This window comes from Pseudomonas sp. SL4(2022), from assembly GCF_026625725.1.
Taxonomy (GTDB): domain Bacteria; phylum Pseudomonadota; class Gammaproteobacteria; order Pseudomonadales; family Pseudomonadaceae; genus Aquipseudomonas.
Map to the genome: position 1 here is coordinate 1,756,275 of NZ_CP113060.1, position 24,184 is coordinate 1,780,458.

Consider the following 24,184-nt stretch of genomic DNA (forward strand, 5'->3'; position numbering starts at 1 on the left):
GCCGCGATGGCCACAGCATGTCGCGGCTAAAGCCCCTCCCACGGGTTGTTTGCAGTTTGCTAACCGCGCCATTTCTCGCCGGGGATGACGATCATTGAGAAGTAGGGCGAGGACATCGGCTCCACTTCGTCCAGCGGCACGATGCGCTGGTTGCCCATGGTCGCGCGTTCGACGTAGTGGGCGCGCTGGTCGATGCCCAGCTCCTGCAGCACACGGCGGACTTTCTCGAAATTGCGCCCGAGCTTCATGATCACGGCGGCTTCGGCGCTGTGCAGGCGCTGCTTGAGTTCGTCTTCGGGGAGCACGCCGGAGAGCACGTTTAACGATTGGTTGCGGTACACCAGCGGGGTGCCGAGCACCGAGGCGCAGCCGAGCATGGAGCACACGCCGGGCACCACTTCGACGTCGTACTGGCCGGCCAAACGGTCGTGCAGGTACATGTAGGAGCCGTAGAAAAACGGGTCGCCTTCGCAGATCACCGCCACATCCTGGCCGGCGTCGAGTCGGGCGGCGATCTGCACCGCGCAGGTGTCGTAGAAGTCGCTGATCACATCTTCATAGCTGAGCGGCGCGGCGAGTTTTTCCGTAGTCACCGGGTAGACCAGCGGCAGGCGCTGCTGGGCGTCTGTCAGGTGCTGCTCGATGATGCCGAAGGCATTGCCGCCCTGGCCTTTGTTGGCTTTAGCCTTGGCCACGAAGTAGCCAACCACCGCCGCCGATTGCAGCAGGCGCAGGGCCTTGAGGGTGATCAGCTCGGGGTCGCCGGGGCCGACGCCGAGCCCCAGCAGGCGGCCTTTTTGTACCGTCATCACTCCACCTCCGTGGCCAGGGCGTTGACCGCCGCCACCGCCATGGCGCTACCGCCGCGCCGGCCGCGCACGGTCACATAGGGCACGCCACGGCTGTCGGCAGCCAGGGCGTCTTTGGATTCCGCCGCGCCGATAAAGCCCACCGGCATGCCGATGATCAGCGCCGGTTTCGGTGCGCCGGCGTCGAGCATTTCCAGCAGGTAGAACAGCGCGGTGGGCGCATTGCCGATCACCACCACGCTGCCTTCCAGGTGCTCGCGCCAGTGCTCAAGTGCCGCTGCCGAGCGGGTGTTGCCCAGCTCGCGGGCGAGGGACGGAACATCGGCCTCATGCAGCGTGCAGATCACCGGATTGGCGGCAGACAGGCGTGAGCGGGTGATGCCTTCGGCGACCATCCGCGCATCGCAGAGAATCGCCGCCCCATTGGCCAGCGCGGCGCGGCCGGCAGCGCTAGCGCCGGGGGAGAAGCGCAGGTCTTGCACCACATCGACCATGCCGCAGGCGTGGATAACCCGCACCGCGAGCTTTTCCAGATCGGCCGGAATAGCGCTGAGATCAGCCTCGGCGCGGATGGTGGCGAAGGACTGGCGGTAGATTTCCTGGCCGTCGCGGATGTACTCAAGCATCACTGTTTCCTGTTGCGCAGTGGGCGGCGAACCAGTCGCCGGCCTCGTCAATAGTCATGGCGCTGGCCAGCAGCTGACCGAAACCGGCCGCTTCAGGCGTGCGTTGATAAAGCTGGTAATGCCCGGCGCTGCTGGCCAGCAAGGTAAAGGGCGCGGTGTGCGCGGCGGCGCAGGAGCGTGGGCAGGCACTGAGATGCACCTGCGGCCGCGCTGTGCTGGCGCGCAGGTGTTCGGCCAGGCGCAGGGCATCGGCCTTGCTGTCGCTCAGGCCCTTGGCGCAGGCGGCTGAGCCGGTGCAGGCGATCAGATTGCTAAGTGGTTCCTGCGCATCGATCAGCAGGCCGAGTTCGGCCAGTGTGTGCAGCAGGTTGTCTGCCGAGTGCTCGGGGATATTCGGCAGCAACAGACCCTGCCAGGGCGTCAGGCGCAGGCTGGCATCGCCATATTGCTCGGCCAGATCGGCCAGGGCTTTGAGTTGTGTGGCGTCGATTCGGCCCAGACGTGAAGCGGCGGCAACCATGCAAAGGGCGTTTTGCTGCTGTGGATAAATGCCCATCGGCGCGCGTGGGCTGACTGGTTTGTGTTGCCAATCGGTCGGTGGCGCCTGAACGGTAAAGGGCAGGCGCGTTTGCAGCTGTTGCAGCAGTTGGTGGGCGGGAATCACGCTGAGCAGCTGGCGCATCCGGCTGTGTTCGCTGCCAGCCAGATCGAGGAACAGCCTGAGCAGCTGTTCCACCAACGGCACGGCTTGCTCAACGTTGACCACGCCCAGCGGCTGATCACCTGGGCAACCCGCCAGGCCAAAGGCCAAGCGAGCTGACTTACCGGGCAGGGCGCTTAGCCAGATATCGTGGGGGTGTTTGAGCATGGCCAGGGCTTCGCCGCCGTCCAGCTGAATAGCGAACTTGGCCGACAGCCCATGCAGCGCCGGGGTGGTTTGCAGCAGCTCAAGCAGCGCGGCGGCCAGCGGGCGGGTGTCGAGCAAGGCCTGCGGATCGATGCCGGCGGCAGGGCTGAGCAGCAGATTGCGCACATCGTCGGCGGCCGGATTGCTCGGGCCGAGGCCGGCAGCCAGCAGGCGCTCGATCAGCTCGGCTTGCTGGCCGGGCAATACGCCACGAATCTGCAGATTGCTGCGGTTGGTCAGCTCCAGCACACCGCTGGCGCAGCGCTCGGCGGCTTCGGCGATGGCGCGTGCCTGTTGGCTGCTGAGTACGCCGCCGGCCAGCTTGACCCGGCAGATGCCGCCGTCCAGCGCCGGAACGATACGCAGCAGGCCGGGGCACGCCGATCCCGGTTTATCGGGGCGTGGGGCCGGTATCTCGACAGTGGTGGCAAGGTCGCGCAACAAGTTCACCAGCAACAACGAACCTGTCTACGATCTGCTGCGCGTCGGCCCTACTGCGTTAAAACCAGGCTCGGAATGCTCATGTACAGCTCGTACATTCCGCTTCCTCGCCTGTTTTTGCCTTGTAGGTCTCTAGCTCGCTAGATCGAAAACAGGTTCTACGACGCGGCGACCGAACCAGCGAAATCCGCCCACAGGGGATTTCATGGCATCGGTACACCCCGCCCGATGTTGGCACTCGCGACTCGCGTCGTCGGCAGGTCTCCTGGCTGACAGGTCATCATCTGGCGCGGCCTTCCCAGTTTCCCAGTGGCACAGTGGCGGCAGACTCGCTGTTTACAGTTGCGGGGGCAGCTCGGTCACGATCAGCGGATCGTTCCGGATTCCCTCTTAGGCCCCTCGCACCATGGCGGTGGGCACCGACGAAGGCTGTATTATGCCCGCTTTGTTTGATGCGCTGACACCCTAGCTTGTCGGGCGGGGGCAGAGGAGTGGGTATGACGGCCTGGTTAACCCTGGTGGGCATTGGTGAAGACGGTTACGCCGGGCTGGGTGAGGCAGCGCGCCAGGCGCTGGGCGAGGCGCAGTGGATTGTCGGCAGCCCACGCCAGCTGGCGCTGCTGCCCAGCGATCTGCCAGGGCAGCACGAGCGCTGGCCCAGCCCCTTTAGCCTGGAGCCGGTAATGGCGCGGCGCGGGATGCCGGTGTGCGTGCTGGCCAGCGGTGACCCACTGTTCTATGGCGTGGGTGCGAGCCTGGCGCGGCAGCTGCCGGCGGATGAATTGCGGGTGTTCTCTGCGCCCTCATCCGTCTCACTGGCTGCTGCTCGCCTGGGTTGGCCACTGCAGGACGTGACGGTGCTGTCGCTGGTGGCGCGGCCGTTGGCGGCGCTGCAGGCGCAGATTTTCCCCGGCGCGCGGCTGCTGCTGTTGAGCAATGACGGCGAGAGCCCGGCGGCGGTGGCCGAGTTGCTGCGTGAACGCGGTTTTGGCCCCAGCCGGCTGACCGTGCTGGAGCATCTGGGCGGCGATCAGGAGCGTCGCATCGACGGCCTGGCCAGTGATTGGACCGCGCCGCACGTCGCTGACCTCAATCTGCTGGCAATCGACTGTGTGGCGGGCGCCTGTGCGCGTTTGCTGCCGCTCACGCCAGGTTTGCCGGACGATGCTTATCAGCACGACGGCCAGCTGACCAAACGCGATGTGCGCGCTATCACCCTGGCGCGCCTGGCGCCGCAACCTGGTGAGCTGCTCTGGGATGTCGGCGCCGGCTGCGGCTCCATCGGCATTGAGTGGATGCGCGCGCACCCCAGCTGCCGGGCGCTGGCCATCGAGGCTGACGCCAGTCGTCAGGCGCATATCCAGCACAACCGCGATGCCCTCGGCGTGCCCAGCTTGCAATTGGTGGCCGGCCGCGCGCCCGAAGCCTTGGCCGGATTGGCCGCGCCGGATGCGATCTTTATTGGTGGCGGGGTGACCATCCCTGGCGTGCTCGAGCAGTGCTGGGCCAGCCTCAAGCCGGGTGGGTGTTTGCTGGCCAATGCCGTGACCCTGCAAAGCGAAGCGGCGCTGGTGGCCTGGCGCGAGCAGGTGGGCGGCGAGCTGACGCGCATCAGCGTGGCCCAGGCGCAGCCGCTGGGCGGCTTCGACACCTGGCGCAGCGCCTTGCCGATCACCCTGCTGGTGGTGCGCAAGCCGTGAGCCCGCGCATCCTCCTGCTTGGCGGCACCACCGAGGCCTTGCGTCTGGCGCGCCGCCTTGACCCTGAAAGCATCTACAGCCTGGCCGGGCTGGGCCGGGTGCCGGATGATTTGCCCTGTCAGGTGCGTGTTGGCGGCTTTGGCGGGGCGGAAGGATTGGCGGCGTTTATCCGCCTGCGGGGCATCGAACTGCTGCTCGACCTGACCCACCCCTATGCCGCGCAGATCAGCGGCAATGCCGCCCGCGCCGCCGAGCTGAGCGGGATTGCCTGCTGGGCGCTGCGCCGCCCCGGCTGGCAGGCCGGCGAGGGTGATGATTGGCGCGAAGTGGACGACTGGGCCGGGCTGGTTGCGGCGCTGCAAAGCTTTCAGCACCCGCTGTTTACCCTCGGTCGCGAGCCGCTGGAACACCTGCATGAGATTCCCCCGCATCAGCACTGGACCGTGCGCTGCCTGACGGCCCAGCAAGGCGTGCCGCGTGCGGAGATTATCGGCGCGCGCGGGCCGTTTGCGCTGGATGAGGAGCGTGCGTTATTTGCTCGTTTAGGCACCGATGTGCTGATCAGCAAGAACAGCGGCAGCCAGTCCACCGAGCCGAAACTGCAGGTGGCGCGGGAGTTGGGTTTGCCGGTATTGCTGCTGCGTCGGCCCGAGTTGCCAGCGGTGGATCGCGAGTTTGTCAGCCTTGAAGCGCTGGCCGAGGCGCTGTCGTAGGATGGGTTAGCGCTGCCAATCGACGGTCAGGCGGACAGCGACTGAGTCCTGCGCAGCGCGTCACCCATCGAATAGCGGCTGAGTCTGCCACGGTGGGTTTCGGCGCATCGGGCAATGCAGCTGGCTCACGACCTGTTCTATGCGCCTAACCACCCTACGGGGCGGCTGGGTTGCCCAACGGAAAACAGCGCCTGTTAGACTGCCGCCCCGCTTTGGAGGCCGCCATGACCACGCCCGTTTCCCCTTACGCCCGCATTCTGTTTGTCGGCCCCGACCTGGCCGAGGGCTCGTTTGCCGAGCTGCTGCGCCGCCGTCTGGTTGAGCTACGCGGGGAAGCGGCGCTGGCCGATATCGTCGATACCAGCGCGGGCTATGCGTCGCTTTGGCAGCGCGTGGCCGAGGCTGAGCGGCCGTTGCTGGTGATCGACCTGGAGCCGCAAAGCAGCAGCCCGCACCTCGATTGGCTGCGCAGCGAACTGTGCCAGCAGGCCAACCCTGAGCAGCTGTTTGTCGCCAGCGCCATTGGCCAGGCTGAAGGCCTGCCGGTGGAGGCTGCCTGCGCGCTGATCGAGCGTCCCGAGCTGCACCTGCCCTGTGTGGGGGTGGCCGCCGTGCCGGGGCATCACGCCTGGTCGCAGATTCCGCCGCACGCGCAGCGCCTGCTGCTGTGCAACGGCCCGCGCTGCACCCGGCGCGGTGCGCTGGACCTGTGGAAAAACCTGCGCCAACGGCTCAAGGCCGCCGGCAAACTGGAGTGCGAGGGCGGGGTGCATATCACCCGTACGCAGTGCCAGTTCCCCTGCGATCTGGGCCCGACCGCCAGTCTCTATCCGGCCGGTGAGTGGTTCCGCGTGCGCGATGAAGCCGAGCTGATCCGCCTGGTCGATGAGCGCCTGGTGGCCGGCCGCGCCGTGCCCGAGCTGCGCATTGATAAGGGCTGAGAAGACTGCTGTAGAGCCATTCGGCAACAGCTAAAAACTTGACGCGGATCGGCCTGAATGGTCATATCCGCGCCGTTTCAGGTGTCTCACGCCGCCGCGCGTGAGGTTAAACGGGAAGTCGGTGCGCCCTTTGGGCCAGTCCGACGCTGCCCCCGCAACGGTAAGCGAGCGACGTCATCACGATGCCACTGTGCAGTTTCTGCATGGGAAGGCGATGGCTTCATGACCCTCGTAAGCCCGGAGACCGGCCTGATTCTTAGGGATGTTGTGCGCTGCCCGTGATGCAGCGGCAACTCCCAACTGTTTGGCAACCCGCGGTGGGCGGGCGTTGACGCCGATCGTGGGTGCCTGTGCGCCCGTGTTTTGCTGTTGCGCGTTTCCATCGGGATTGCCGTGCCTATCCCTTTTGCGATGGAAGCATCATGGCGCGCTATCCCCTGTCTCAACTCTCTGTTTCCCTTGCCCTGTGCCTGGCCGGTACGGCTGTGGCGGGCGAGCCCCCGGTCAATTTGCCGGCCACGACCGTTCAGGCCAAGGCTGCTGCGGAGGGCGAAAGCGATCTGCATACGCCCACCAGCAGCGGTTCGCGCCTGGGCCTGAGCGCCCTGCAAACCCCGGCCAGCACCAGCAGCCTGAGCGGCGCGCAGGTGCGCGGGCGTAACAACCTCAGCGTGCAGGACGCGGTCACCCGCACCCCTGGCATCAGCAGCATCGGCAGCCCTGGCAATGGCGGCACCGCGCTGTCGGCGCGTGGCTTTACCGGGCACAGTGCGACCATGCAGCTGTATGACGGCACCCGTCAGTATGTCGGGGCCGGCACCGTGACCTTCCCGGTCGACACCTGGTCGGTGGCGCGCGTTGACGTGCTACGCGGCCCGGCCTCGGTGCTCTACGGTGAAGGCGCGACCGGCGCGGTGATCAACGTGGTGCCGAAAAAGCCGTTCAGCGGCGCCATCAGCAACCAGCTGCGCCTCGGCTACGGCAGCGACGACCGCCGCCAGGCTGCGCTGGACAGCGGCGGCTCGCTGAGCGATGCACTGAGCTACCGCCTCAACCTCAATCAGCTGGCCAGCAACGGTTGGGTCGATGACGGTGAGTCGCAGAGCCAGGCGCTGAGCGCCGCCTTGCGTTGGGATGCCAGCGATGCGCTGAGCTTTACCCTGTCTCATGATCACGGCGATCAGGACCCGCAGCGCTACCTGGGCACGCCGCTGGTCGCCGGCCAGTACCGCGAGCGCCTGCGCGAGCGTAATTACAACGTTGATAACGCCGAGGTTCGCTACAACGACCAGATCACCCGACTGGTCAGTGACTGGCGCATCAACGATGCCCTGAGCGCCAGCAACCAGCTCTACTACATCAAGACCCAGCGTTACTGGCGTAATGCCGAGTCCTATCGCTGGCAGCCGGGTGATCAGGTCAAGCGCAGCGATTTCTACGAGATCAAGCACACCCAGGAGCAGGTCGGCGACCGCCAGACCTTCACCCTGGAGCACGCCCTGTTCGGCCTGGAGAGCCGCAGCGTGGTGGGCGTGGATTACAACCGCATCCACTTCGCCCGCCAGCACGACTTTGCCAGCAGCTTCACGGACAGCGTGCCGCTCGCCGGCAGCGGTGGCGGTCAGTACCAGAGCACCGATCCGCTGGGGTATGGGCCGCGCGAACGCAACCTGGCGCGGCAGTTCTCGCTGTTCGCCGAGAACCGCACTCAGCTGACCGAACGCCTGTCGCTGGTCAGCGGTGTGCGCCGCGATCAGCTGCATATCCAGCGCGACAACCTGCTGAACGACAGCAGCGCCGACCGCAGCCTGACGGGCGACAACTGGCGTGCCGGGTTGGTCTTCGAGGTCACGCCCGAGCTGTCGCTGTACGGCCAGTACGCCACCAGCACCGAAGGCGTGAGCAACCTGCTGACGCTCAATCCGACGCAGCAGCAGTTCGACCTGAGCGAGGCCAAGCAGACCGAAATCGGCCTTAAGCAGGCGTTCTGGAATGGCCAGGGCGAATGGACGTTGGCCGCTTACCACATCGTCAAGGAGAAGCTGCTCAGCCGCGCCACCCCGACCGCGCCGACCGAACAAATCGGCCAGCAGTCTTCCGACGGCCTGGAAGCCACCCTGGAGCTGGCGCTGGGCCAGGGTTGGCAGGTCTCGGCCAACGCCGCGTGGGTGCGTGCCGAGTACGACGACTTCACGGAGGCCGGGGGTGACCGCAGCGGTAATCGGCCGACCAACGTGCCACGGCGCACCGCCAACCTGTGGCTGAGCAAGGCGCTGAGTGAGCAGGTGGATGCCGGGGTCGGCGCACGTTATGTCGATGCGCGCTACGCCGACACGGCGAACAGCGTGACGCTGCCGAGCTACACCGTGGTCGATGCCACTGTCGGCTGGCAGGTGCAGGCGGATGTGCGTCTGGGCCTGGAGTTGAACAACCTGTTCGACCGCCAGTACGCCACCAGCGGCAGCAGCGATGGCCAGCAGTGGTACCTGGGCGCACCGCGTTCGTTGTTCGTCACTGCCGATTACCGTTTCTGATGGCGCGCTTGCAGATCAGCGAGCTGGCCTGGTCGCCCAACGGTGAGCAGGCCTTGCTCGACGGCATCGAGCTGGCGGTGGGCGACGGTCAGCTGGTCGGCCTGCTCGGCCCCAATGGCAGCGGCAAGACCAGCCTGCTGCGCTGCGCCTACCGCTTTCAGCGGCCCGATCAAGGCTCGGTGGAGCTGGACGGCGAAGCGCTGTGGAGCCGCTCGCCGCGCTGGTGCGCGCAGCGGGTGGCGGTGGTGTTGCAGGAGTTTCCCCAGGACTTCGGCCTCACCGTGGCCGAAGTCGCCGCCATGGGCCGCACGCCGCACAAGGGCCTGTTCGATGGTGATGATCAGGCCGATCACGCTCTGGTCGAGCAGGCCCTGGCGCGGGTCGGTTTGACTGAGCACAAGTGCCAGGCCTTCGCTCATCTCTCCGGCGGCGAGAAGCAGCGCGTGCTACTGGCCCGCGCCCTGGTGCAGCAGCCGACGCTGCTGATCCTCGACGAGCCGACCAACCACCTTGATCCGCGTTATCAGCTGGAACTGTTGCGGCTGATCAAAACCCTCGGCCTGGCAACCCTGGCCAGCTTCCACGACCTCAATTTGGCGGCGGCCTTCTGCGACCGCCTGTATGTGCTCGACCACGGCCGCGTGGTGGCCAGCGGCACTCCAACCGAAGTGCTGACGCAAGCGCTGCTGGCCGAGGTGTATGGCGTGCAGGCGCTGGTCGACCGTCATCCCCTCGCGGGGCACCCGCGTATTACCTGGATCAATCCATGAAGCGTTTTCTGCCTTACGCCTTGTGCCTGCCGTTGCTGGGCGCGACCCTGCCCGCCCAGGCGGTTACCGTCACCAGCTGCGACCGTCAGCTGACCATCGAGCAGCCGCCGCAGCGCGCCGTCAGTCAGGACATCAACCTGACCGGCATGCTGCTGGCCCTCGGGCTGAAATCGCGGATGGTCGGCTACAGCGGCATCAGCGCCTGGAAAACCCCCAACCCCACGCTGATGGCGCAGCTGGCCGATTTGCCCGAGCTCGCGGCGCGGCACCCGTCACTGGAAAACCTGCTCAACGCCGAGGCGGATTTCTTCTTCGCCGGCTGGAACTACGGCATGCGCGTCGGCGGTGAAGTCACCCCGGCCAGCCTGGCGCGGTTCGGCATTCCGGTGTACGAGCTGAGCGAGTCCTGCGCTCATGTCATGCCACGCCGGGTAGCCAGCCTGGAGGATGTCTACACCGACCTGCACAACCTCGGCCGCATCTTTGCCGTAGAGCCGCGCGCCGAGGCGCTGGTGCTGGGCATGCAGCAACGGGTGGCGGCGGTGCGTGCCCGCCTGGCCGACAGCGGTCCGGCGCCACGGGTATTTCTCTACGACAGCGGCGAGGAAAGCCCGTTTACCGCCGGCCGTTTGGCCATGCCCCAGGCTTTGATCGAGGCGGCGGGGGGGCGCAATGTGATGGACGGGCTGGCCGCGAGCTGGGTGCGCGTCGGCTGGGAAGCGGTAATCAGCAGCGACCCCGAGGTGATTCTGATCGTCGATTACGGCGAGCGCAGCGCGGCGCAGAAGCGTGATTTCCTCCTACAGCATCCGGCCTTGCAGGGGCTGACGGCGATCCGTGAACAGCGCTTTGTGGTGCTGCCGTACCTGGCGGTGACACCGAGCCTGGAAAACGCCGCCGCCATCGAAACCCTGGCCGCGGCGCTGCACCCGCAGGCCTTTGCCCGATGATTCGCAGCCCGCACGCTTACCGTTTGTTGCTGCTGGTGCTGGCCTTGGCGCTGGGCCTGTCCTGCGCGGCGTCATTGGGCTTTGGCGCCGCGCCAGTGCCCTTGCCGCGTGTGCTGGAGATTTTGGGTCAGCGCCTGTTCGACCTGCAGCCGGCGCAGGCGGTGAGCAGCGCTCAGGACAGCATCGTCTGGCTGATCCGTGCGCCACGGGTGGTGCTCGGTGCGCTGGTGGGGGCCGGGCTGGCGCTGGTCGGCACGGCGCTGCAGGCGGTGACGCGCAACCCGCTGGCCGATCCACATCTGCTTGGGGTCAGTTCCGGTGCGGCGTTCGGTGCGGTGATTGTGGTGCTGTACCTGGGGGAATTTATCGGCCTGCTCAGCCTGCCGCTGGCGGCCTTTGTCGGCGCGCTGGTGAGCATGCTGCTGGTGCTGGCGATTGCCAGTCGCGGTGGCCGGTTGGAGAGCGACCGCCTGCTGCTGGCCGGGGTGGCGGTGTCGTTTGTGATGATGGCGGCAAGCAACCTGCTGCTGTTTCTCGGTGATCACCATGCCGCCAGTTCGGTGATCTTCTGGATGCTCGGCGGCCTTGGTCTGGCGCGCTGGGAACTGCTCTGGCTGCCGGCGTTGTGCTTGATGCTGGCCTTGCTGCTGTTGCTCGGTCTGGCGCGGGCGCTGAATGCGCTGATGGCCGGTGAACACAGCGCGGTCAGCCTGGGGCTGGAACCGCGCCGGGTGCGTTTGCTGGTGTTTGTCTGCGCTTCGCTGCTGACCGGGGTGCTGGTGTCGCTGAGCGGTGCCATCGGTTTCGTCGGGCTGATCCTGCCGCATGTCGCGCGCTTTCTGGTGGGCGCTGAGCATCGTCGCCTGCTGCCGGTCAGTGCGCTGCTTGGCGCGCTGTTTCTGGTCTGGGTGGATGTCGCCGCGCGCACCCTGCTGGCCCCGCAGGACCTGCCCATTGGCATCGCCACGGCGGCGATTGGCGGGGTGTTTTTCGTGCTTTTACTGCGTCGGCGCTGAGCCTGGGTGGACAGGCTGCGCCTTGTCCACCTTAGCCATGTCATCGCCCAAGCGTCTCAGGCGGCCGCTGTGTTCTGCACCTTGATCCCGTAGAACAGGCAATACAGCACCGGCAGCACCACCAGGGTCAGCAGGGTGGCGAAGCCCAGGCCGAACATGATCACCACGGCCATGCTCTGGAAGAAGGCATCGGCGAGCAGCGGGCTCATGCCCAGAATGGTGGTCAGGGCGGCCATGGACACCGGGCGCACGCGGCTGATGGAGGCTTCTTCAACCGCTTGCAGGGCATCCTTGCCGCTGGCCAGTTGCAGCTGGATTTCATCGACCAGGACAATGCCGTTCTTCACCAGCATGCCGCTTAGGCTGAGCAGGCCCAACAAGGCCATAAAGCCAAAGGGAATGCCGGTGATTAAAAAGCCCAGGGTCACGCCGATCATCGCCAAGGGCACCGTCAGCCAGATCACCGTGGCGCGCTTGAACGAGTCAAACAGCAAAATGGTGATCATAAACATCGCCAGAAAGCCCAGCGGCAGGCTGCCAAACACCGCACCTTGAGCGTCGCGGGAGCTTTCGTATTCGCCACCCCATTCCAGGCTGTAGCCTTCCGGCAGGGGAATGGCTTCGATCTCCGGACGGATGCGGCCGAACAGTTGAGCGGCAGTTTCGCCACTGAGCAGCGCTGGGTCGGCTTGTACCGTGAGCGTGCGTTTGCGGTTCAAACGCATGATCAGCGGGTCTTCCCATTCGGTGGTAAAGCCCAGCAGCACCTGCTCAATCGGCAGGTAACCGCCGCTGGTGTTGCTCCACACTTGCAGGTCGTTGAGGCTGTCGGCATTCAGGCGCTCGTTATCCGGTGTGCGCGCGATGATCGGCAACAGCTGCGTGCCTTCGCGGTACAGGCCCACATTCATGCCCGAGAAGCTCATGCGCAGCAGGTCATCCAGCTCGCTTTTATCCACCCCCAGCTCGCGTGCGCGGGCCTCGGCAAATTGCGGACGGATCAGCTTGGTGCGCTCGTGCCAGTCGTGCGTAACGGCGTTGGCGACCGGGTCTTGGCGTATGCGGCGGATGGCTTCACTGCCCAGCTGGCGCAGCACCTCGGGGTCGGGGCCGCTGAAGCGCGCTTCGATCTTGCTGTCGTTGCCGGGGCCAAGCATCAGTTGCTTGAACTTGGGTTTGATCTGCGGGTATTGCTCAGCCACATGCTGTTCAAGCTGGTTGATCAGCGGTTCGATGCGCGCCAGCTCATCGGTACGTACCAGCAACTGGGCATAGTTGGGGTATTGCTTCTGCGGTGCGTAGGTGAGGATAAAGCGCAGCGCGCCCTGGCCGATGGTGCTGCTGACGGCGGTCACACCTTCCTGCTCCAACACATGCTGGTCCAACTCGGCCACCAATTGCTCGGTGTAGCGGATGTCCGTGCCTTGCGGCAGCCACAGGTCGATAAAGAACATCGGCGTGTTGGACGGCGGGAAGAAGCTCTGCCGTACGCTGCCGAAACCGGCAATGGCCACCACCAGCAGCACGCTCAGCAGGCCCAGCGTCAGGCGACGGTGGTGCAGGGCGACGTCGAGCAGGGCGCGGTAGGCGCTGAAAATCACCCCGCCGTAAGGGTCGCCCTGGCTCTGGCCGGTCAGTGTCTGGTTGTCACGGAAGAACAGGCTGGCGAAGAACGGCGTCAGGGTGATGGCCGTGACCCAGCTGAGCAGCAGGGAAATCATCAGCACCTGGAACAGCGACAGGCAGAACTCACCCGTGGAGTCATCGGACAGGCCGATGGGGGCGAAGGCGATGATCGCAATCAGGGTGGCCCCGAGCAGCGGCAGGTTGGTCTGTTTGACGATGGCTCGTGCCGCTTGCAGCGTGGTTTGCCCGCGTTGACGGCCAACCAGAATGCCCTCGACCACGACAATGGCGTTGTCCACCAGCATGCCGAGGGCGATCACCAACGCGCCGAGGGAGATGCGTTGCAGTTCAATCCCCAGCAGGCGCATAAAGATAAAGCTGCCGAGCACGGTAAGGGCCAGGATCAGGCCGATCAGCAGGCCGCTGCGCATGCCCATGAATATCAGCAGCACGACAATCACGATGACCACAGAGGCGATGAAGTTGATCACGAAGCCCTGCACCGACGACTCAACCTCGGCGGCCTGATCGTAAAACACCTGCAGCTGCATGCCGGCCGGGCGCTGGTTGTCCAACTCGGCCAGGCGCGCATTCACTGCCGCACCGACATCGACCACGTTGACTTTGGGCGCAAAGGAAACCCCCAGAGTCAGTGCGTCCTGGCCATTCATGCGGTACAGGTTGCCCGGGGTTTCACTGAAGCCACGGCTGACTTGGGCAATGTCGCCCAGGGTGACCTGCTGTGAGCTGCCGGGGTCGCTGATGATCAGCCGTTCCAGCTCGCGCACATCCTGAAATTCTCCGGTGGGGTGCAGGCGGATAGATTCACTACCGACCAGAATCCGCCCGGCATTGGACACCACGTTTTGCTGGCTCAATACCTGCGCCAGGCGCTGCGGTGCGATGCCCAGTGCACTCATCTTGCTGCGGGAGATTTCCACCTGCACCTGTTCCTGGCGCGCACCAGCCAGTGTCACCTTACCCACACCCGGCAGCAGCACCAGTTCACGCCGCAGGTAGTCGGCAAAGTCACGCAACTCCTGGGCGCTGTAGCCCTTGCCGGTGACCAGCAGGAAGAAGCCGAAGACATCACTGAAATCGTCGCGTACCTGCGGTGGGTTGACTCCCGGTGGCAGGCTGGGTTGCAGGTCGTTGATCTTGCGCCGCAGCTCATCCCAGATTTGGGGGATTTCTTCAGCTTTGGTCTGGCTGTGCAATTCCAGGCTGATTTGTGAGAGCCCGGCGCTGGAGATCGAGGTGATTTTTTTGATCGAGGGCAGCTGCTGGATGGCGTTTTCCAGCGGGTAGCTGACTTCCTCTTCCACCTGCTGCGGCGAGGCGCCGGGGTAGCTGGTGATGACCATGGCGTTTTTCAGGGTGAAGGAAGGGTCTTCCAGACGGCCGATGCCGACAAAGGCCATCAAACCGCCAATGCCCAAGACCAGCGTGACCAACCAGCTGGTGACCCGACGCTGGATAAAATAACCGGCGATATCCATTTACAGTCCCCGCTCGCGTACCCAGGGACGAACCGCCTGGCCTTCTTCCAGCTCAGCGCCGCCAACGGCAACAATCTGCTCACCGGGCGTCAACCCGCTCAACACTTCGATGCCATTACGGGTCAGCTGACCGACCTCCACGGCCCGCGCGCTAAGGCGCAGCCCCGCCTTGGTGTCATTCACCACCCATACCTGCTTGGCGGTCGCTGGCCCGTTGTCGGCACTGAACACCGCCTCGACAGGAACCAAAATACGGGTATCGGGGTTGCGCACAATTTGCGCGAAGTCGACTTTAACGGTGGCGCTCATGCCCGGCAGCAGGTTGAGTTCCGGCGGGCGGGGGATCGACAGGGTGACCTGATAGGTCAGGGTTTTCGGGTCCGGCTGGGTGCTGTGTTCTTTGTACACCGCCGCAAACTCACGGCCTGGCAGGCTGTCGAGGGTCACGCTGGGGTGGTAATCGGGATTCTCTTCGCGGCTACGCAGGTTGGTCAGCAGGTTTTCCGGCAACTGAAACAGTACATCCAGCATGTCGCCGCTCTGCAGCTTGGCGATGGGCTGTTTGGCCTGCACCACCTGGTGGTTATCCACATAGGTGCTGGCCACCACGCCATCAAAGGGCGCGAGGATTTGCGTGTAGTCCTGCTCTTGCCGCGCCAGGTTGAGCGCTGCCCGCGCCGAATCCAGGGTGGCTTTGCGCTGATCGTACTCGGCGCGCGAAATCATCTGCCGCTCATAGAGTTTGGCGATGCGCTGGAACTGCGCATTGGCCAGATCATAGCTGGCCTGACGGTCACGCATGCGCAGGCGCTGGTCGGTGTCTTCGATGCTGGCGATCAGCTGGCCGCGTTTCACCTGCTGGCCTTGCAGCACGTTGAGGGTCTTTAACTGCCCGGCGATGCGGAACGACAGTTCGGCCTCGTTGGTGGCTTTTAGCCGAGCCGGAAATTCACGCAGGCGCTGGCCGGCGGGGTCGTCCACGGTGAACAGTTTGACCAGGCGCGGTGCCGGCTCTTGAGGTGGGCTGGGCTGATCACAGGCAGTCAGCAACAGGCTGGCAGGCAAGCACAGCAGAAGCAGAGGGCGAAGACTCAAGATGGCTATCCCTAACGTCAGTGGTGAATATCGGGGGTGGGCTTCAGCCCAGTCGGCGCAGTTTAGGTGTATCTCGTGTAGGTCACCATGCGCATGATCAATGCCAGGCATGTGCAGCTCAGCAGTGCTCCAGCACGTCGATAAAGCAGGCCTCTTAAATTTTTTTCAGCGCTGCTGTAACGCCTGTTCGTCTCGTTGCTCTAGTTGAATGCCGGCACGCAAAACCCCTTTCGTCCGGCTCACCCAGATCACCCGAGGATACGCACATGACCATGAAATCCACCGCTGCTACTGGTGCCGCCATTGCCTTCGCTGCTGCTGCCCTGTTCGCCGGCATGTCCGGCACTGTCGTTGCGGCTGAAGAAGCCAAGGTGCACTGCTATGGCGTCACGTCCTGCAAAGGCCAGAATGACTGCAAGACCGCCGAGAACGGCTGCAAAGGCCAGGCGGTCTGCAAGGGCCACGGCTTCAAGGCCATGACCCAGGCCGAGTGCGATGCGGCAGGCGGTACTGTCGGCGAGTAAGTGAGCCGGGGCGGCCGCCGTGCGGTTGCCTCGCATCACCTGGCAAGGAGTCAGCGATGAATGCTCAACACGGCAATCTGGGTTTCGGCCTGGGCCTGCGCAGCACCTATTACCAAGCCATTCTCGAACAGCAGCCGGCCATCGACTGGTTCGAGATTGTCTCGGAAAATTACCTGGTAGCGGGCGGCAAGGCCCTCTACTTTCTCGATGCCATCGGCGAGCAGTACCCCCTGGTGATGCATGGTGTGTCGCTGTCGATTGGCGGCCCGCATGAGCTGGACCGCGACTACCTGCGTCGGCTCAAACACCTGGCCGCGCGGGTACAGCCGGCGTGGATCTCCGATCACCTGTGCTGGAGCCGGGGCAATGCTCACCAGCTGCACGACCTGCTGCCGCTGCCTTATACCGAGGAGAGCCTGCAGCATGTGGCCGCGCGGGTGCGCCAGGTGCAGGACGTGATCGAGCGGCCGCTGGTGCTGGAAAACGTCTCCAGCTACCTGCGCTGCGCCGATGATCAGTTCAGCGAATGGCAGTTCCTCGCTGCACTCAGCGAATTGAGCGGCTGCGAGCTGTTGCTGGACGTCAACAACGTCTACGTCAGCGCACGCAATCATGGCTTTGATGCCTGGACCTTTATCAGCAGCCTGCCCAAGCAGCGCATCCGTCAGCTGCACCTGGCCGGCCACAGCGATTACGGCAGCTACCTGATCGACACCCATGATCAGCCAGTCAGCGATCCGGTCTGGCAGCTTTATCAACGCACCCTGCAGCACCTCGGGCCGGTGTCCACGCTGCTGGAGCGCGACGATCATTTTCCCGATCTGGATGTGCTACTCGACGAGCTGAATAGCGCACGCCGGTTTGCCGCCGAAGCGCTGCAAGGTACAGCGCAATGCGCCTGAGTGACTGGCAGGCGCAGGTACAGGCCTACCTGCTCAACCCCGCTGCCCAGCCCAACCCGGCGCTGCAGGCCAGCTTGCTGGGCAGCGCGGCGCTGAGTGCCGAACAGGGCCTGGCGATTTACCACAACGCCTACCGTGCGCGCCTACTGGAAGCCTTGCGCGGTGACTATCCGGCGGTGCATGGCTGGCTCGGTGATGAGGAATTCGATGCCCTGGCCCTGGCCTATCTCGGCGCGCATCCCTCGCAGCATTTCAGCCTGCGCTGGCTCGGCGCGCAGCTGGCGGACTTTATCGACGGCTACCTGATTCCCGCACAGGCCGCGCCGCTCAGCGAACTGGCGCGGTTGGAATGGGCCTTTACCCTGGCCTTTGATGCGCCAGATGGCCAGCCCCTGAGCCTGACGCAGATGGCCGAGCTGCCGGCTGAAGACTGGCCGACCCTGCAGGTGCGTTTGTTACCGAGCGTGCAGTGGCTGGCGTGCCGGCATAACTGCCTGGCGATCTGGCGTGCGTGCAAGGAGCCGGGTGACTTCCCTGGCAGCCAGCCACTGGTTGCGACTGAGACCTGTGTGGTCTGGCGTGATCAGCTGATCACCCGCTACCGCAGCCTGGTGGCCGATGAAGCGGCGGCATTGCAGGGCATGGTCGTGCACGGCTGGAGCTTCGCTGAGCTGTGCGGCGAGCTGGCGCACCTCGGTGAGCAGGCACCGGCGCAGGCGGTGAGCTGGTTGCGCCAGTGGCTAACGGACGGGCTGTTGCAGCGGGCGGATCACGCCCAGCCGTGATGATCTCTGCCCTGTCGGCACATACCCGGACAGGGCATTTTCCTTCAATACCCTGCGCCGTGTGCCTGTCAGCCTGGCCTCTCCTTGGGTTGTGCTGACAGGTGTGTGATGAATACGTTGTTTTACTCCATGGCGGGTTTTGCCCTCGCGGCTTCGATCTCTCCCGGCCCGGTCAATCTCCTGGCCCTCAGCGCCGGCGCGAGCCATGGGCTGCGTAGCAGCATGCGCCATGTCACCGGGGCGACATTCGGCTTTACCGCGTTGTTGCTGGCCATGGGCCTGGGCTTGCAGCAGCTGTTGCAGCAGTGGCCGGCGTTGACGCACGGGGTGGCTTGGTTTGGCGTCGCCTTTTTGCTGTACATGGCCTACGGCCTGGCCCGGGCTGACGGGCAGCTCAGTGGCAACGCCGCGCAGCAGCGCCCGTCGCTATTCAAGGGCGCGCTGATGCAGTGGCTCAACCCCAAGGCCTGGCTGGCCTCGATGGCAGGCATGGGCGCCTATGCGGCGGATGGTGATCTGTGGCGGGTGGGGCAGTTCGCGGCGCTGTATTTCGTGATCTGTTATCTGTCGATCAGTTGCTGGGCGCTGGCCGGGGTTTACCTGCGCCAGTACCTGGAGAATCCGCTGTACCTGCGCCGGTTCAATCGCGGCCTGGCCTTGCTGCTGGTGCTCTCGGCGGTTTATCTGCTGGTCTGATCAGGCGCGGCGGTATTGCCCGGGGGTGGCGGCGAGCAGTTGTTTGAAGGTGCGCTGCAAGTGCGCCTGGTCGGCAAAGCCGGCGTCCAGCGCCACCTCGGCAATCGACTCGCCGCGTTTCAGCCCGGCCTGGGCCACTTGCACGCGGCAGTTGAGCAGGTAGGCATGTGGGGTCATGCCGTAGTGCTGGCGGAAACTGCGAATCAGGTACGAGGGCGACAGCTCGGCGGCGCTGCAGATGGCGTCCAGCTTGAGCGTCTGGGTGCAGTGCGCGCGGATAAATTCCGCGGCCAGGCGGATGCGCGGGTTGTCCTCGCGGATGGGTGCCGGCGCGGGTGCCAGGCGCTGTTGCAGGGTGCTGAAATAGTCGATCAGGGCGCACTCTTTGCGCAGCTGATCGACCGCCGTGGCGTTGAGCAGGTCGTACAACTGGTTGAGGCCGTTGAACAGCTCAGGGTCGCGGCTGAGGATGGCGGAGAAGGGCTGCAGGTGCCGGTTGTGGCCGAACCCCAGCTGGTGTTGCAGCTCGCCCAGCCAGGCGCTGTCGATGTAGAACATGCGATACGACCAGGGCTGCCCATCCACGGGGTTGCAGGCATGCACGTCACCTGGGTTCATCAGCACCAGCGTGCCGGCCGTGACCTGCTCGCGCGCCTTTTCATTGAAGTAGGTGCTGCGGCCCCGGGTGATGGTGCCAATCGAAAAGCACTCATGGGAGTGTTTGGCGTAGCACAACAGACGGCCATCGAGGGCTTCACGCGTTTCCACAAAGGGCAGCGCCGGGTCGCGCCAGAAGCGTGGGGTGGTGGCTTGTTGTTCACTGCTCATCATGCGTCCCTGACGTAATCGTCGTGTAGCCAGCGGTGACTATAGCGGCCGCTGGCGCTGGTTCAAACAGTCGAGCCGCTGCGCTCTGCATGGCGCGGTGCTTTGTCTTACCATGCCGGCTCCGCCTTGTTGCGAGCCGCGCATGTCTGCCTTTCTGCTGCGTTACCGCGTTGCCCTGATCGTCCTGCTGATTCTGCTCGGCCTGCTGGCGAGCATCTGGCTGGCCGGGCGCTATGCCGAGCAGCGCGCCTGGCAGGAGCGCAGCCTGGAGGCGCGCGGGCAGTTGCAGCTGTATGCGCAGGCGATCCACACCCTGGTCGAACGCTTCCGCTCGGTGCCCGAGGTGCTCGCGCTGGACAGCGATATCAAGTCGCTGCTGCGTGCGCCGGATGACAGCTTGCTGCGCAGCACACTCAATGAGCGGTTGGAGCAGCTCAACAGCGCCGCCGGTTCCAATGTGCTGTACCTGCTCAACGCGAAAGGCGACACCCTGGTGGCCAGTAACTGGCGTGACTGGAGCAGTTTTGTCGGCAACAACTACGCCTTCCGCCCGTATTTTCAGGATGCCGTGCGCCAGTCCTCCGGGCGTTATTTTGCGGTGGGGGTGACCACCGGCATCCCCGGCTATTTTCTCTCCCATGCGGTGCGCGACGACGACGGCACGGTGCTCGGCGTGCTGGTGGTCAAGCTGGAGCTGGAGGCGCTGCAGCGCGAATGGGCCAGCCAGCCCGGCGTGCTGCTGGTGGCCGATAGCTACTCGGTGGTGATCCTCAGCAATCGCCCGGCCTGGCGTTTTCTTGCCCTCGACAGCTTGAGCGAGCAGGCCCGCGCCGAGCTGGTGGAGGTGCGCAAATACGCCGAACAGGCGCTACAACCGCTGGCCAGCACGCTGCGCCGGCAGATCGACAGCGACAGCCAGTGGCGGCGGGTCGAAGGCCCGGATGGCCCGCGTGATTACCTCTGGCAACGCCAGGCCTTGGGCAATGAAGGCTGGACCCTGCACCTGCTGCACGAGCCGGAAACCCTGGTCGACAGCGTGCGCAGCTACCGCCTGGCCGCCGCCGGGGTGTGGATGACCCTGGTGTTTCTGCTGCTCTACCTGGCCCAGCGGCGCAAGACTCAGCGTCTGCAGGCTGGTATTCGTGAGCGCCTGGAACGTGAGGTGGCGCTGCGCACCGCCGAGTTGCGCGAGGCTCAGGAAGGCCTGGTGCATGCGGCGAAGATGGCCGCGCTGGGGCAGATGTCGGCGGCCATGGCCCATGAAATCAACCAACCGCTGACGGCCATGCAGATGCAACTGGGCAGCCTGCGCCTGTTGCTCGACAGCGGTCGGCAAGACGATGTGCGCAAAGGGCTGCAACGTATCGACGCGCTGCTGCAACGTATTGCCGGGCTCACCGGGCACCTGAAAACCTTCGCCCGCAAAAGCCCGGCAGGCCTGAGCGAGCGGCTGCGTTTGAACGATGTGCTGGAGCAGGCGCTGCAATTGCTGGCCCCGCGATTGCGCAGTGAACAGGTGCAGCTGTATCGCGAGATCGACTCACAGGTGCCGGTGCTGGGTGATGCCATTCGCCTGGAGCAGGTGCTGCTTAATCTGCTCAACAACGCCCTGGATGCCATGGCGGACAGCACCGTGCGGCAGTTGCAGATCCGCATCGAGCGCCAGGGCGAATACGTGGTGCTGAGCATTGCCGACAGCGGTGGTGGAATCGCTACCGATGCGCTGGATCATGTGTTCGAGCCGTTCTTCACCACCAAGCCGGTGGGCGCCGGATTGGGCTTGGGGTTGGCGGTGTCCTACGGCATCGTCCGTGAGCTGGGTGGCAGTCTGGAGGCGGCCAATGGCGAGCAGGGCGCGGTGTTTACCCTGCGTTTGCCGGCAGCGCCGAATGCGTAGTGCGGGTTATTTCCCGGATTTTATCCGGGCTACACTGCCCGCCGATTTAAAGAGGGGGAGGTGATATGACCGGGCACGTAATAGTCGTCGACGATGAAGCGGCCATCCGCGAGGCGGTGCAGCAGTGGCTGGAACTGTCCGGTTTCAGCGTGCACAGTTGCACCACGGCGCAGGCCGCGTTGGCGCTGGTCGACCGTGACTACCCCGGCATCCTCATCAGCGATGTGCGCATGCCCGGCACCGATGGCCTGCAGCTGCTCGACAGCGTGCTGGAGCGCGACCGCGATCTGCCGGTGATTCTGATCACCGGGCACGGCGATGTGCCGATGGCGGTGCAGGCGCTGCGCCAGGGCGCTTATGACTTTATCGAAAAGCCCTTTACCCCCGAACGCCTGCTCGACAGCGTGCGCCGCGCGCTGGACAAGCGCCGCCTGGTTTGTGAGAACCGTCAGCTGCGCCAGCAGTTCGCCCGCAAGGACCATATCGAGGCGCAGCTGCTCGGCGTCTCCAGGCCGATGGAAACCCTGCGCCGGCAGATCCTCGAACTGGCCGGCACCTCGGTGAATATCCTTCTGCGCGGCGACACCGGCAGCGGCAAGGAGCGGGTTGCCCGTTGTCTGCATGATTTCAGCAACCGCGCCGGCAAGCCGTTTGTCGCGCTGAACTGCGCGGCGATTCCCGAGCACCTGTTCGAGAGTGAGCTGTTCGGCCATGAAAGCGGCGCCTTTACCGGCGCCCAGGGCAAGCGTATCGGCCGTATCGAACATGCCGACGGCGGCACGCTGTTTCTCGACGAGGTGGAAAGCCTGCCGTTGGCCCAGCAGGTCAAATTGCTGCGTGTGCTGCAGGAGAAAACCCTGGAGCGCCTGGGTTCCAACCGCAGCATTCAGGTCGATTTGCGGGTGATCAGCGCGGTCAAGCCGGACCTGCTCGATGAGGTCAAGGCCGGGCGTTTCCGTGAAGACCTCTACTACCGGCTGAACGTCGCCACGTTACGCATTCCGCCACTGCGCGAACGCCGCGAGGACATTGCGCTGCTGTTCGAGCACTTTGCTCAGCAAGCAGCGCAACGCCATGGGCGCGACAGGCCTGTGCTGACGCCTCAGCAGTTGACTCAACTGCTGAGGCACGACTGGCCGGGCAACGTGCGCGAGCTGATCAACGCCGCTGAACGGCACGCATTGGGCTTGAGTGGTGGCGTCGAGGCTGGCGAGGGGCTGCCCGTGCAATCGCTGGCGGAGCAGATGGAAGCCTTCGAAGCGCAATGCCTGCACCGCGCACTGCAGCATTGCCAGGGCCACATCACCGAGGTCATGGCGTTGCTGCAGTTGCCACGCCGCACCCTCAACGAAAAGATGCAGCGCCATGGTCTGCTGCGCAGTAGCTATCGGCCGGTCAGCAGCAGAGACGAGGATTAACAGTCCGTTGCCTGTAGCCCGAACCTAGGGTGGATGACGCTTCACCCATCGACCACCTGCCAGGGTGGATGAAAACAGACCGCTATTCACCCTACGAAGTCGCATCTTCCGGTGGAAAATCGGCGGAATTTCGCTTGTCTGGATTATTTCAGCAGCGAATTTCCGCTGGTTAAACCCCGCATGTGGTTTGTAACAGTCAGCGTAAAGGCTCTAGCACGGGCTTTTCTCTCGCTGGCACGGCACCTGCTACAGCCCTTGTCAGCCAGGCACTCGATTGCCTGGCAGCCCATAAGAAAGACAAGAGGTTATCCCCATGCACTGCCCAGCCCTATCCGCGCGTTCGTCGCGCCGTCCCGCTCTTGTACGCAACGCTTATCCGTGCGTGAGCCTCGGCTCCTTTCTGCTTGCTCGTTAGCCATGCGTACCGCGCCATGTCGGCGCACGGCGTGGCGTCAGCCTGTGCATAAAGCCATAACAACGACGGAGATTCTTCCATGCGAATGACCAAACGCTTCAGCCTGTTTGCGGCGGCCGCCGCCTTGACCGCGAGCACAGCGGTACTTGCCGCGCCGACCTTTATCAACGTGCTCACCGGTGGCACCAGCGGTGTGTATTACCCCATCGGCGTGGCCCTGTCTCAGCTGTACAGCAACGGCATCGACGGCGCGAAAACCTCGGTGCAAGCCACCAAGGCCTCGGTGGAAAACCTCAACCTGCTTGAAGCCGGTCGTGGCGAGTTGGCGTTTGCTTTGGGGGATTCGGTCACTGATGCCTGGAATGGCGTGGAAGACGCCGGCTTCAAAGCACCGCTGAAAAAGCTGCGGGCGATTGCCGGCACCTACCCGAACTATATCCAGATCGTTGCCAGCAAGGAGTCCGGCATCACCACCCTGGCTGACTTGAAGGGCAAGCGCATCTCCGTTGGCGCGCCGAAATCCGGCACCGAGCTGAATGCTCGCGCCATCTTCAAGGCCGCTGGCCTGAGCTATGAAGACATGGGCAAGGTCGAGTTTCTGCCGTACGCCGAGTCGGTCGAGCTGATCAAGAACCGTCAGCTGGATGCCACACTGCAGTCCTCTGGCCTGGGCATGGCGGCGATTCGCGACCTGGCCGCGACCCTGCCGATCACCTTCGTCGCCATCCCGGCCGAGGTTACCGCGAAGATCGACAACGCCGCCTACCTGGCCACAGCGATTCCAGCCGGCACCTATGACGGTCAGGACAGTGATGTAGCGACCGTGGCCATCACCAACCTTCTGGTCAGCCATGACGGCGTGTCCGATGAAGTGGCCTACCAGATGACCAAGCTGATGTTCGACAACCTCGAACGCCTGGGCAACGCCCACTCGGCGGCCAAGGACATCAAGCTGGAAGGCGCCGCCAAGGGCCTGCCAATTCCGCTGCATCCGGGTGCCGAGCGCTTCTACAAGGAAGCGGGTGCGCTGTAAGGCTGTTGAAGGGTTAACCCTGTAGGTTGGCGCTGTGCGCAGCGCCAACCGCTCCCGAA

At 64.6% G+C, this 24,184-nt stretch carries 20 protein-coding genes and 2 riboswitches; of the genes, 14 read left to right on the top strand and 6 right to left on the bottom strand.

Annotated features, from left to right (window positions below; genetic code table 11):
* Positions 1-59: 59 nt before the first annotated feature.
* From OU997_RS08460 to cobG, 3 genes are read right to left on the bottom strand one after another with little or no spacing between them, the layout of a single operon-like run.
* Positions 60-812 (bottom strand): precorrin-2 C(20)-methyltransferase, encoded by a 753-nt coding sequence (locus tag OU997_RS08460; protein ID WP_267809641.1) that lies wholly within the window; start codon positions 810-812, stop codon positions 60-62.
* Positions 809-1,435 carry a precorrin-8X methylmutase gene (locus tag OU997_RS08465; protein WP_267809642.1) on the bottom strand — a complete coding sequence of 209 codons (627 nt, stop codon included), beginning with the start codon at positions 1,433-1,435 and terminating at the stop codon, positions 809-811. Before OU997_RS08465 ends, OU997_RS08460 begins: the two co-directional genes overlap by 4 nt.
* Positions 1,428-2,783 (bottom strand): precorrin-3B synthase, encoded by a 1,356-nt coding sequence (cobG, locus tag OU997_RS08470; RefSeq protein WP_267809643.1) that lies wholly within the window; start codon positions 2,781-2,783, stop codon positions 1,428-1,430. The genes OU997_RS08465 and cobG overlap by 8 nt, the downstream gene beginning before the upstream one ends.
* A gap of 237 nt (positions 2,784-3,020) precedes the next feature.
* Positions 3,021-3,222: riboswitch (cobalamin riboswitch) on the bottom strand.
* Positions 3,223-3,280: 58 nt separating this feature from the next.
* On the opposite strand from cobG, the gene cbiE reads away from it, so the two are divergent.
* From cbiE to OU997_RS08505, 7 genes are all read left to right on the top strand, one after another.
* On the top strand, positions 3,281-4,483 hold the full coding sequence (cbiE, locus tag OU997_RS08475) for a precorrin-6y C5,15-methyltransferase (decarboxylating) subunit CbiE (RefSeq protein WP_267809644.1): 1,203 nt from the start codon (positions 3,281-3,283) through the stop codon (positions 4,481-4,483).
* Positions 4,480-5,196, top strand: coding sequence for a cobalt-precorrin-6A reductase (locus OU997_RS08480; protein WP_267809645.1), 717 nt, complete (start codon positions 4,480-4,482; stop codon positions 5,194-5,196). The genes cbiE and OU997_RS08480 overlap by 4 nt, the downstream gene beginning before the upstream one ends.
* Before the next feature lie 224 nt (positions 5,197-5,420).
* On the top strand, positions 5,421-6,137 hold the full coding sequence (locus tag OU997_RS08485; RefSeq protein ID WP_267809646.1) for a (2Fe-2S) ferredoxin domain-containing protein: 717 nt from the start codon (positions 5,421-5,423) through the stop codon (positions 6,135-6,137).
* 62 nt (positions 6,138-6,199) lie between these two features.
* Positions 6,200-6,405, top strand: a riboswitch (cobalamin riboswitch).
* Positions 6,406-6,559: 154 nt separating this feature from the next.
* Positions 6,560-8,671: a TonB-dependent receptor gene (locus OU997_RS08490; RefSeq protein ID WP_267809647.1), complete on the top strand. Its 2,112-nt coding sequence runs from the start codon at positions 6,560-6,562 to the stop codon at positions 8,669-8,671.
* Entirely contained in the window at positions 8,671-9,441 is a 771-nt protein-coding gene (locus tag OU997_RS08495; RefSeq protein WP_267809648.1) for an ABC transporter ATP-binding protein, read from the top strand. Before OU997_RS08490 ends, OU997_RS08495 begins: the two co-directional genes overlap by 1 nt.
* A complete protein-coding gene (locus OU997_RS08500) occupies positions 9,438-10,391 on the top strand; it encodes an ABC transporter substrate-binding protein (protein WP_267809649.1) in 954 nt (317 codons plus the stop codon). The genes OU997_RS08495 and OU997_RS08500 overlap by 4 nt, the downstream gene beginning before the upstream one ends.
* Positions 10,388-11,407, top strand: a complete 1,020-nt coding sequence (locus tag OU997_RS08505) for a FecCD family ABC transporter permease (RefSeq protein ID WP_267809650.1) — start codon at positions 10,388-10,390, stop codon at positions 11,405-11,407. The genes OU997_RS08500 and OU997_RS08505 overlap by 4 nt, the downstream gene beginning before the upstream one ends.
* A gap of 56 nt (positions 11,408-11,463) precedes the next feature.
* Here OU997_RS08505 and OU997_RS08510 read toward each other — a convergent pair whose 3' ends face one another.
* A complete protein-coding gene (locus OU997_RS08510) occupies positions 11,464-14,532 on the bottom strand; it encodes an efflux RND transporter permease subunit (RefSeq protein WP_267809651.1) in 3,069 nt (1,022 codons plus the stop codon).
* Positions 14,533-15,627 (bottom strand): efflux RND transporter periplasmic adaptor subunit, encoded by a 1,095-nt coding sequence (locus tag OU997_RS08515; RefSeq protein ID WP_108488848.1) that lies wholly within the window; start codon positions 15,625-15,627, stop codon positions 14,533-14,535.
* A gap of 266 nt (positions 15,628-15,893) precedes the next feature.
* Between OU997_RS08515 and OU997_RS08520 the strand changes: the two genes are divergently transcribed.
* The 4 genes from OU997_RS08520 to OU997_RS08535 all read left to right on the top strand — a co-directional run bounded on the left by OU997_RS08520 (position 15,894) and on the right by OU997_RS08535 (position 18,534).
* The gene (locus tag OU997_RS08520) at positions 15,894-16,151 is read left to right on the top strand and encodes a hypothetical protein (protein ID WP_108488847.1); all 258 of its coding nucleotides are present in this window, start codon (positions 15,894-15,896) and stop codon (positions 16,149-16,151) included.
* Between the two features lie 56 nt (positions 16,152-16,207).
* Positions 16,208-17,053, top strand: a complete 846-nt coding sequence (locus OU997_RS08525) for a DUF692 domain-containing protein (protein WP_267809652.1) — start codon at positions 16,208-16,210, stop codon at positions 17,051-17,053.
* Positions 17,044-17,838: a DNA-binding domain-containing protein gene (locus OU997_RS08530; RefSeq protein ID WP_267809653.1), complete on the top strand. Its 795-nt coding sequence runs from the start codon at positions 17,044-17,046 to the stop codon at positions 17,836-17,838. Before OU997_RS08525 ends, OU997_RS08530 begins: the two co-directional genes overlap by 10 nt.
* A 108-nt stretch (positions 17,839-17,946) precedes the next feature.
* On the top strand, positions 17,947-18,534 hold the full coding sequence (locus OU997_RS08535; RefSeq protein WP_108488844.1) for a LysE family translocator: 588 nt from the start codon (positions 17,947-17,949) through the stop codon (positions 18,532-18,534).
* Here OU997_RS08535 and OU997_RS08540 read toward each other — a convergent pair whose 3' ends face one another.
* The gene (locus OU997_RS08540; RefSeq protein ID WP_420713256.1) at positions 18,535-19,362 is read right to left on the bottom strand and encodes a helix-turn-helix domain-containing protein; all 828 of its coding nucleotides are present in this window, start codon (positions 19,360-19,362) and stop codon (positions 18,535-18,537) included. It lies immediately after the preceding gene.
* 142 nt (positions 19,363-19,504) lie between these two features.
* On the opposite strand from OU997_RS08540, the gene OU997_RS08545 reads away from it, so the two are divergent.
* The 3 genes from OU997_RS08545 (at position 19,505) to OU997_RS08555 (ending at position 24,125) form a co-directional block, all read left to right on the top strand.
* Entirely contained in the window at positions 19,505-21,259 is a 1,755-nt protein-coding gene (locus OU997_RS08545) for a sensor histidine kinase (protein WP_267809655.1), read from the top strand.
* A gap of 65 nt (positions 21,260-21,324) precedes the next feature.
* Positions 21,325-22,677 carry a sigma-54-dependent transcriptional regulator gene (locus OU997_RS08550; protein WP_267809656.1) on the top strand — a complete coding sequence of 451 codons (1,353 nt, stop codon included), beginning with the start codon at positions 21,325-21,327 and terminating at the stop codon, positions 22,675-22,677.
* A 494-nt stretch (positions 22,678-23,171) separates the two neighbouring features.
* Positions 23,172-24,125 carry a TAXI family TRAP transporter solute-binding subunit gene (locus OU997_RS08555; RefSeq protein WP_267809657.1) on the top strand — a complete coding sequence of 318 codons (954 nt, stop codon included), beginning with the start codon at positions 23,172-23,174 and terminating at the stop codon, positions 24,123-24,125.
* Positions 24,126-24,184: the final 59 nt, after the last annotated feature.

Bases quoted from the DNA above. Each gene is read 5' to 3' on its own strand.
- OU997_RS08510 (WP_267809651.1), bottom strand. From the start codon at position 14,532: ATGGATATCGCCGGTTATTTTATCCAGCGTCGGGTCACCAGCTGGTTG.
- OU997_RS08490 (WP_267809647.1), top strand. From the start codon at position 6,560: ATGGCGCGCTATCCCCTGTCTCAACTCTCTGTTTCCCTTGCCCTGTGC.
- OU997_RS08530 (WP_267809653.1), top strand. From the start codon at position 17,044: ATGCGCCTGAGTGACTGGCAGGCGCAGGTACAGGCCTACCTGCTCAAC.
- OU997_RS08465 (WP_267809642.1), bottom strand. From the start codon at position 1,435: ATGCTTGAGTACATCCGCGACGGCCAGGAAATCTACCGCCAGTCCTTC.
- OU997_RS08555 (WP_267809657.1), top strand. From the start codon at position 23,172: ATGCGAATGACCAAACGCTTCAGCCTGTTTGCGGCGGCCGCCGCCTTG.
- cbiE (WP_267809644.1), top strand. From the start codon at position 3,281: ATGACGGCCTGGTTAACCCTGGTGGGCATTGGTGAAGACGGTTACGCC.
- OU997_RS08535 (WP_108488844.1), top strand. From the start codon at position 17,947: ATGAATACGTTGTTTTACTCCATGGCGGGTTTTGCCCTCGCGGCTTCG.
- OU997_RS08500 (WP_267809649.1), top strand. From the start codon at position 9,438: ATGAAGCGTTTTCTGCCTTACGCCTTGTGCCTGCCGTTGCTGGGCGCG.
- OU997_RS08525 (WP_267809652.1), top strand. From the start codon at position 16,208: ATGAATGCTCAACACGGCAATCTGGGTTTCGGCCTGGGCCTGCGCAGC.
- OU997_RS08520 (WP_108488847.1), top strand. From the start codon at position 15,894: ATGACCATGAAATCCACCGCTGCTACTGGTGCCGCCATTGCCTTCGCT.
- OU997_RS08550 (WP_267809656.1), top strand. From the start codon at position 21,325: ATGACCGGGCACGTAATAGTCGTCGACGATGAAGCGGCCATCCGCGAG.
- OU997_RS08495 (WP_267809648.1), top strand. From the start codon at position 8,671: ATGGCGCGCTTGCAGATCAGCGAGCTGGCCTGGTCGCCCAACGGTGAG.
- OU997_RS08545 (WP_267809655.1), top strand. From the start codon at position 19,505: ATGTCTGCCTTTCTGCTGCGTTACCGCGTTGCCCTGATCGTCCTGCTG.
- OU997_RS08505 (WP_267809650.1), top strand. From the start codon at position 10,388: ATGATTCGCAGCCCGCACGCTTACCGTTTGTTGCTGCTGGTGCTGGCC.
- OU997_RS08485 (WP_267809646.1), top strand. From the start codon at position 5,421: ATGACCACGCCCGTTTCCCCTTACGCCCGCATTCTGTTTGTCGGCCCC.
- OU997_RS08540 (WP_420713256.1), bottom strand. From the start codon at position 19,362: ATGAGCAGTGAACAACAAGCCACCACCCCACGCTTCTGGCGCGACCCG.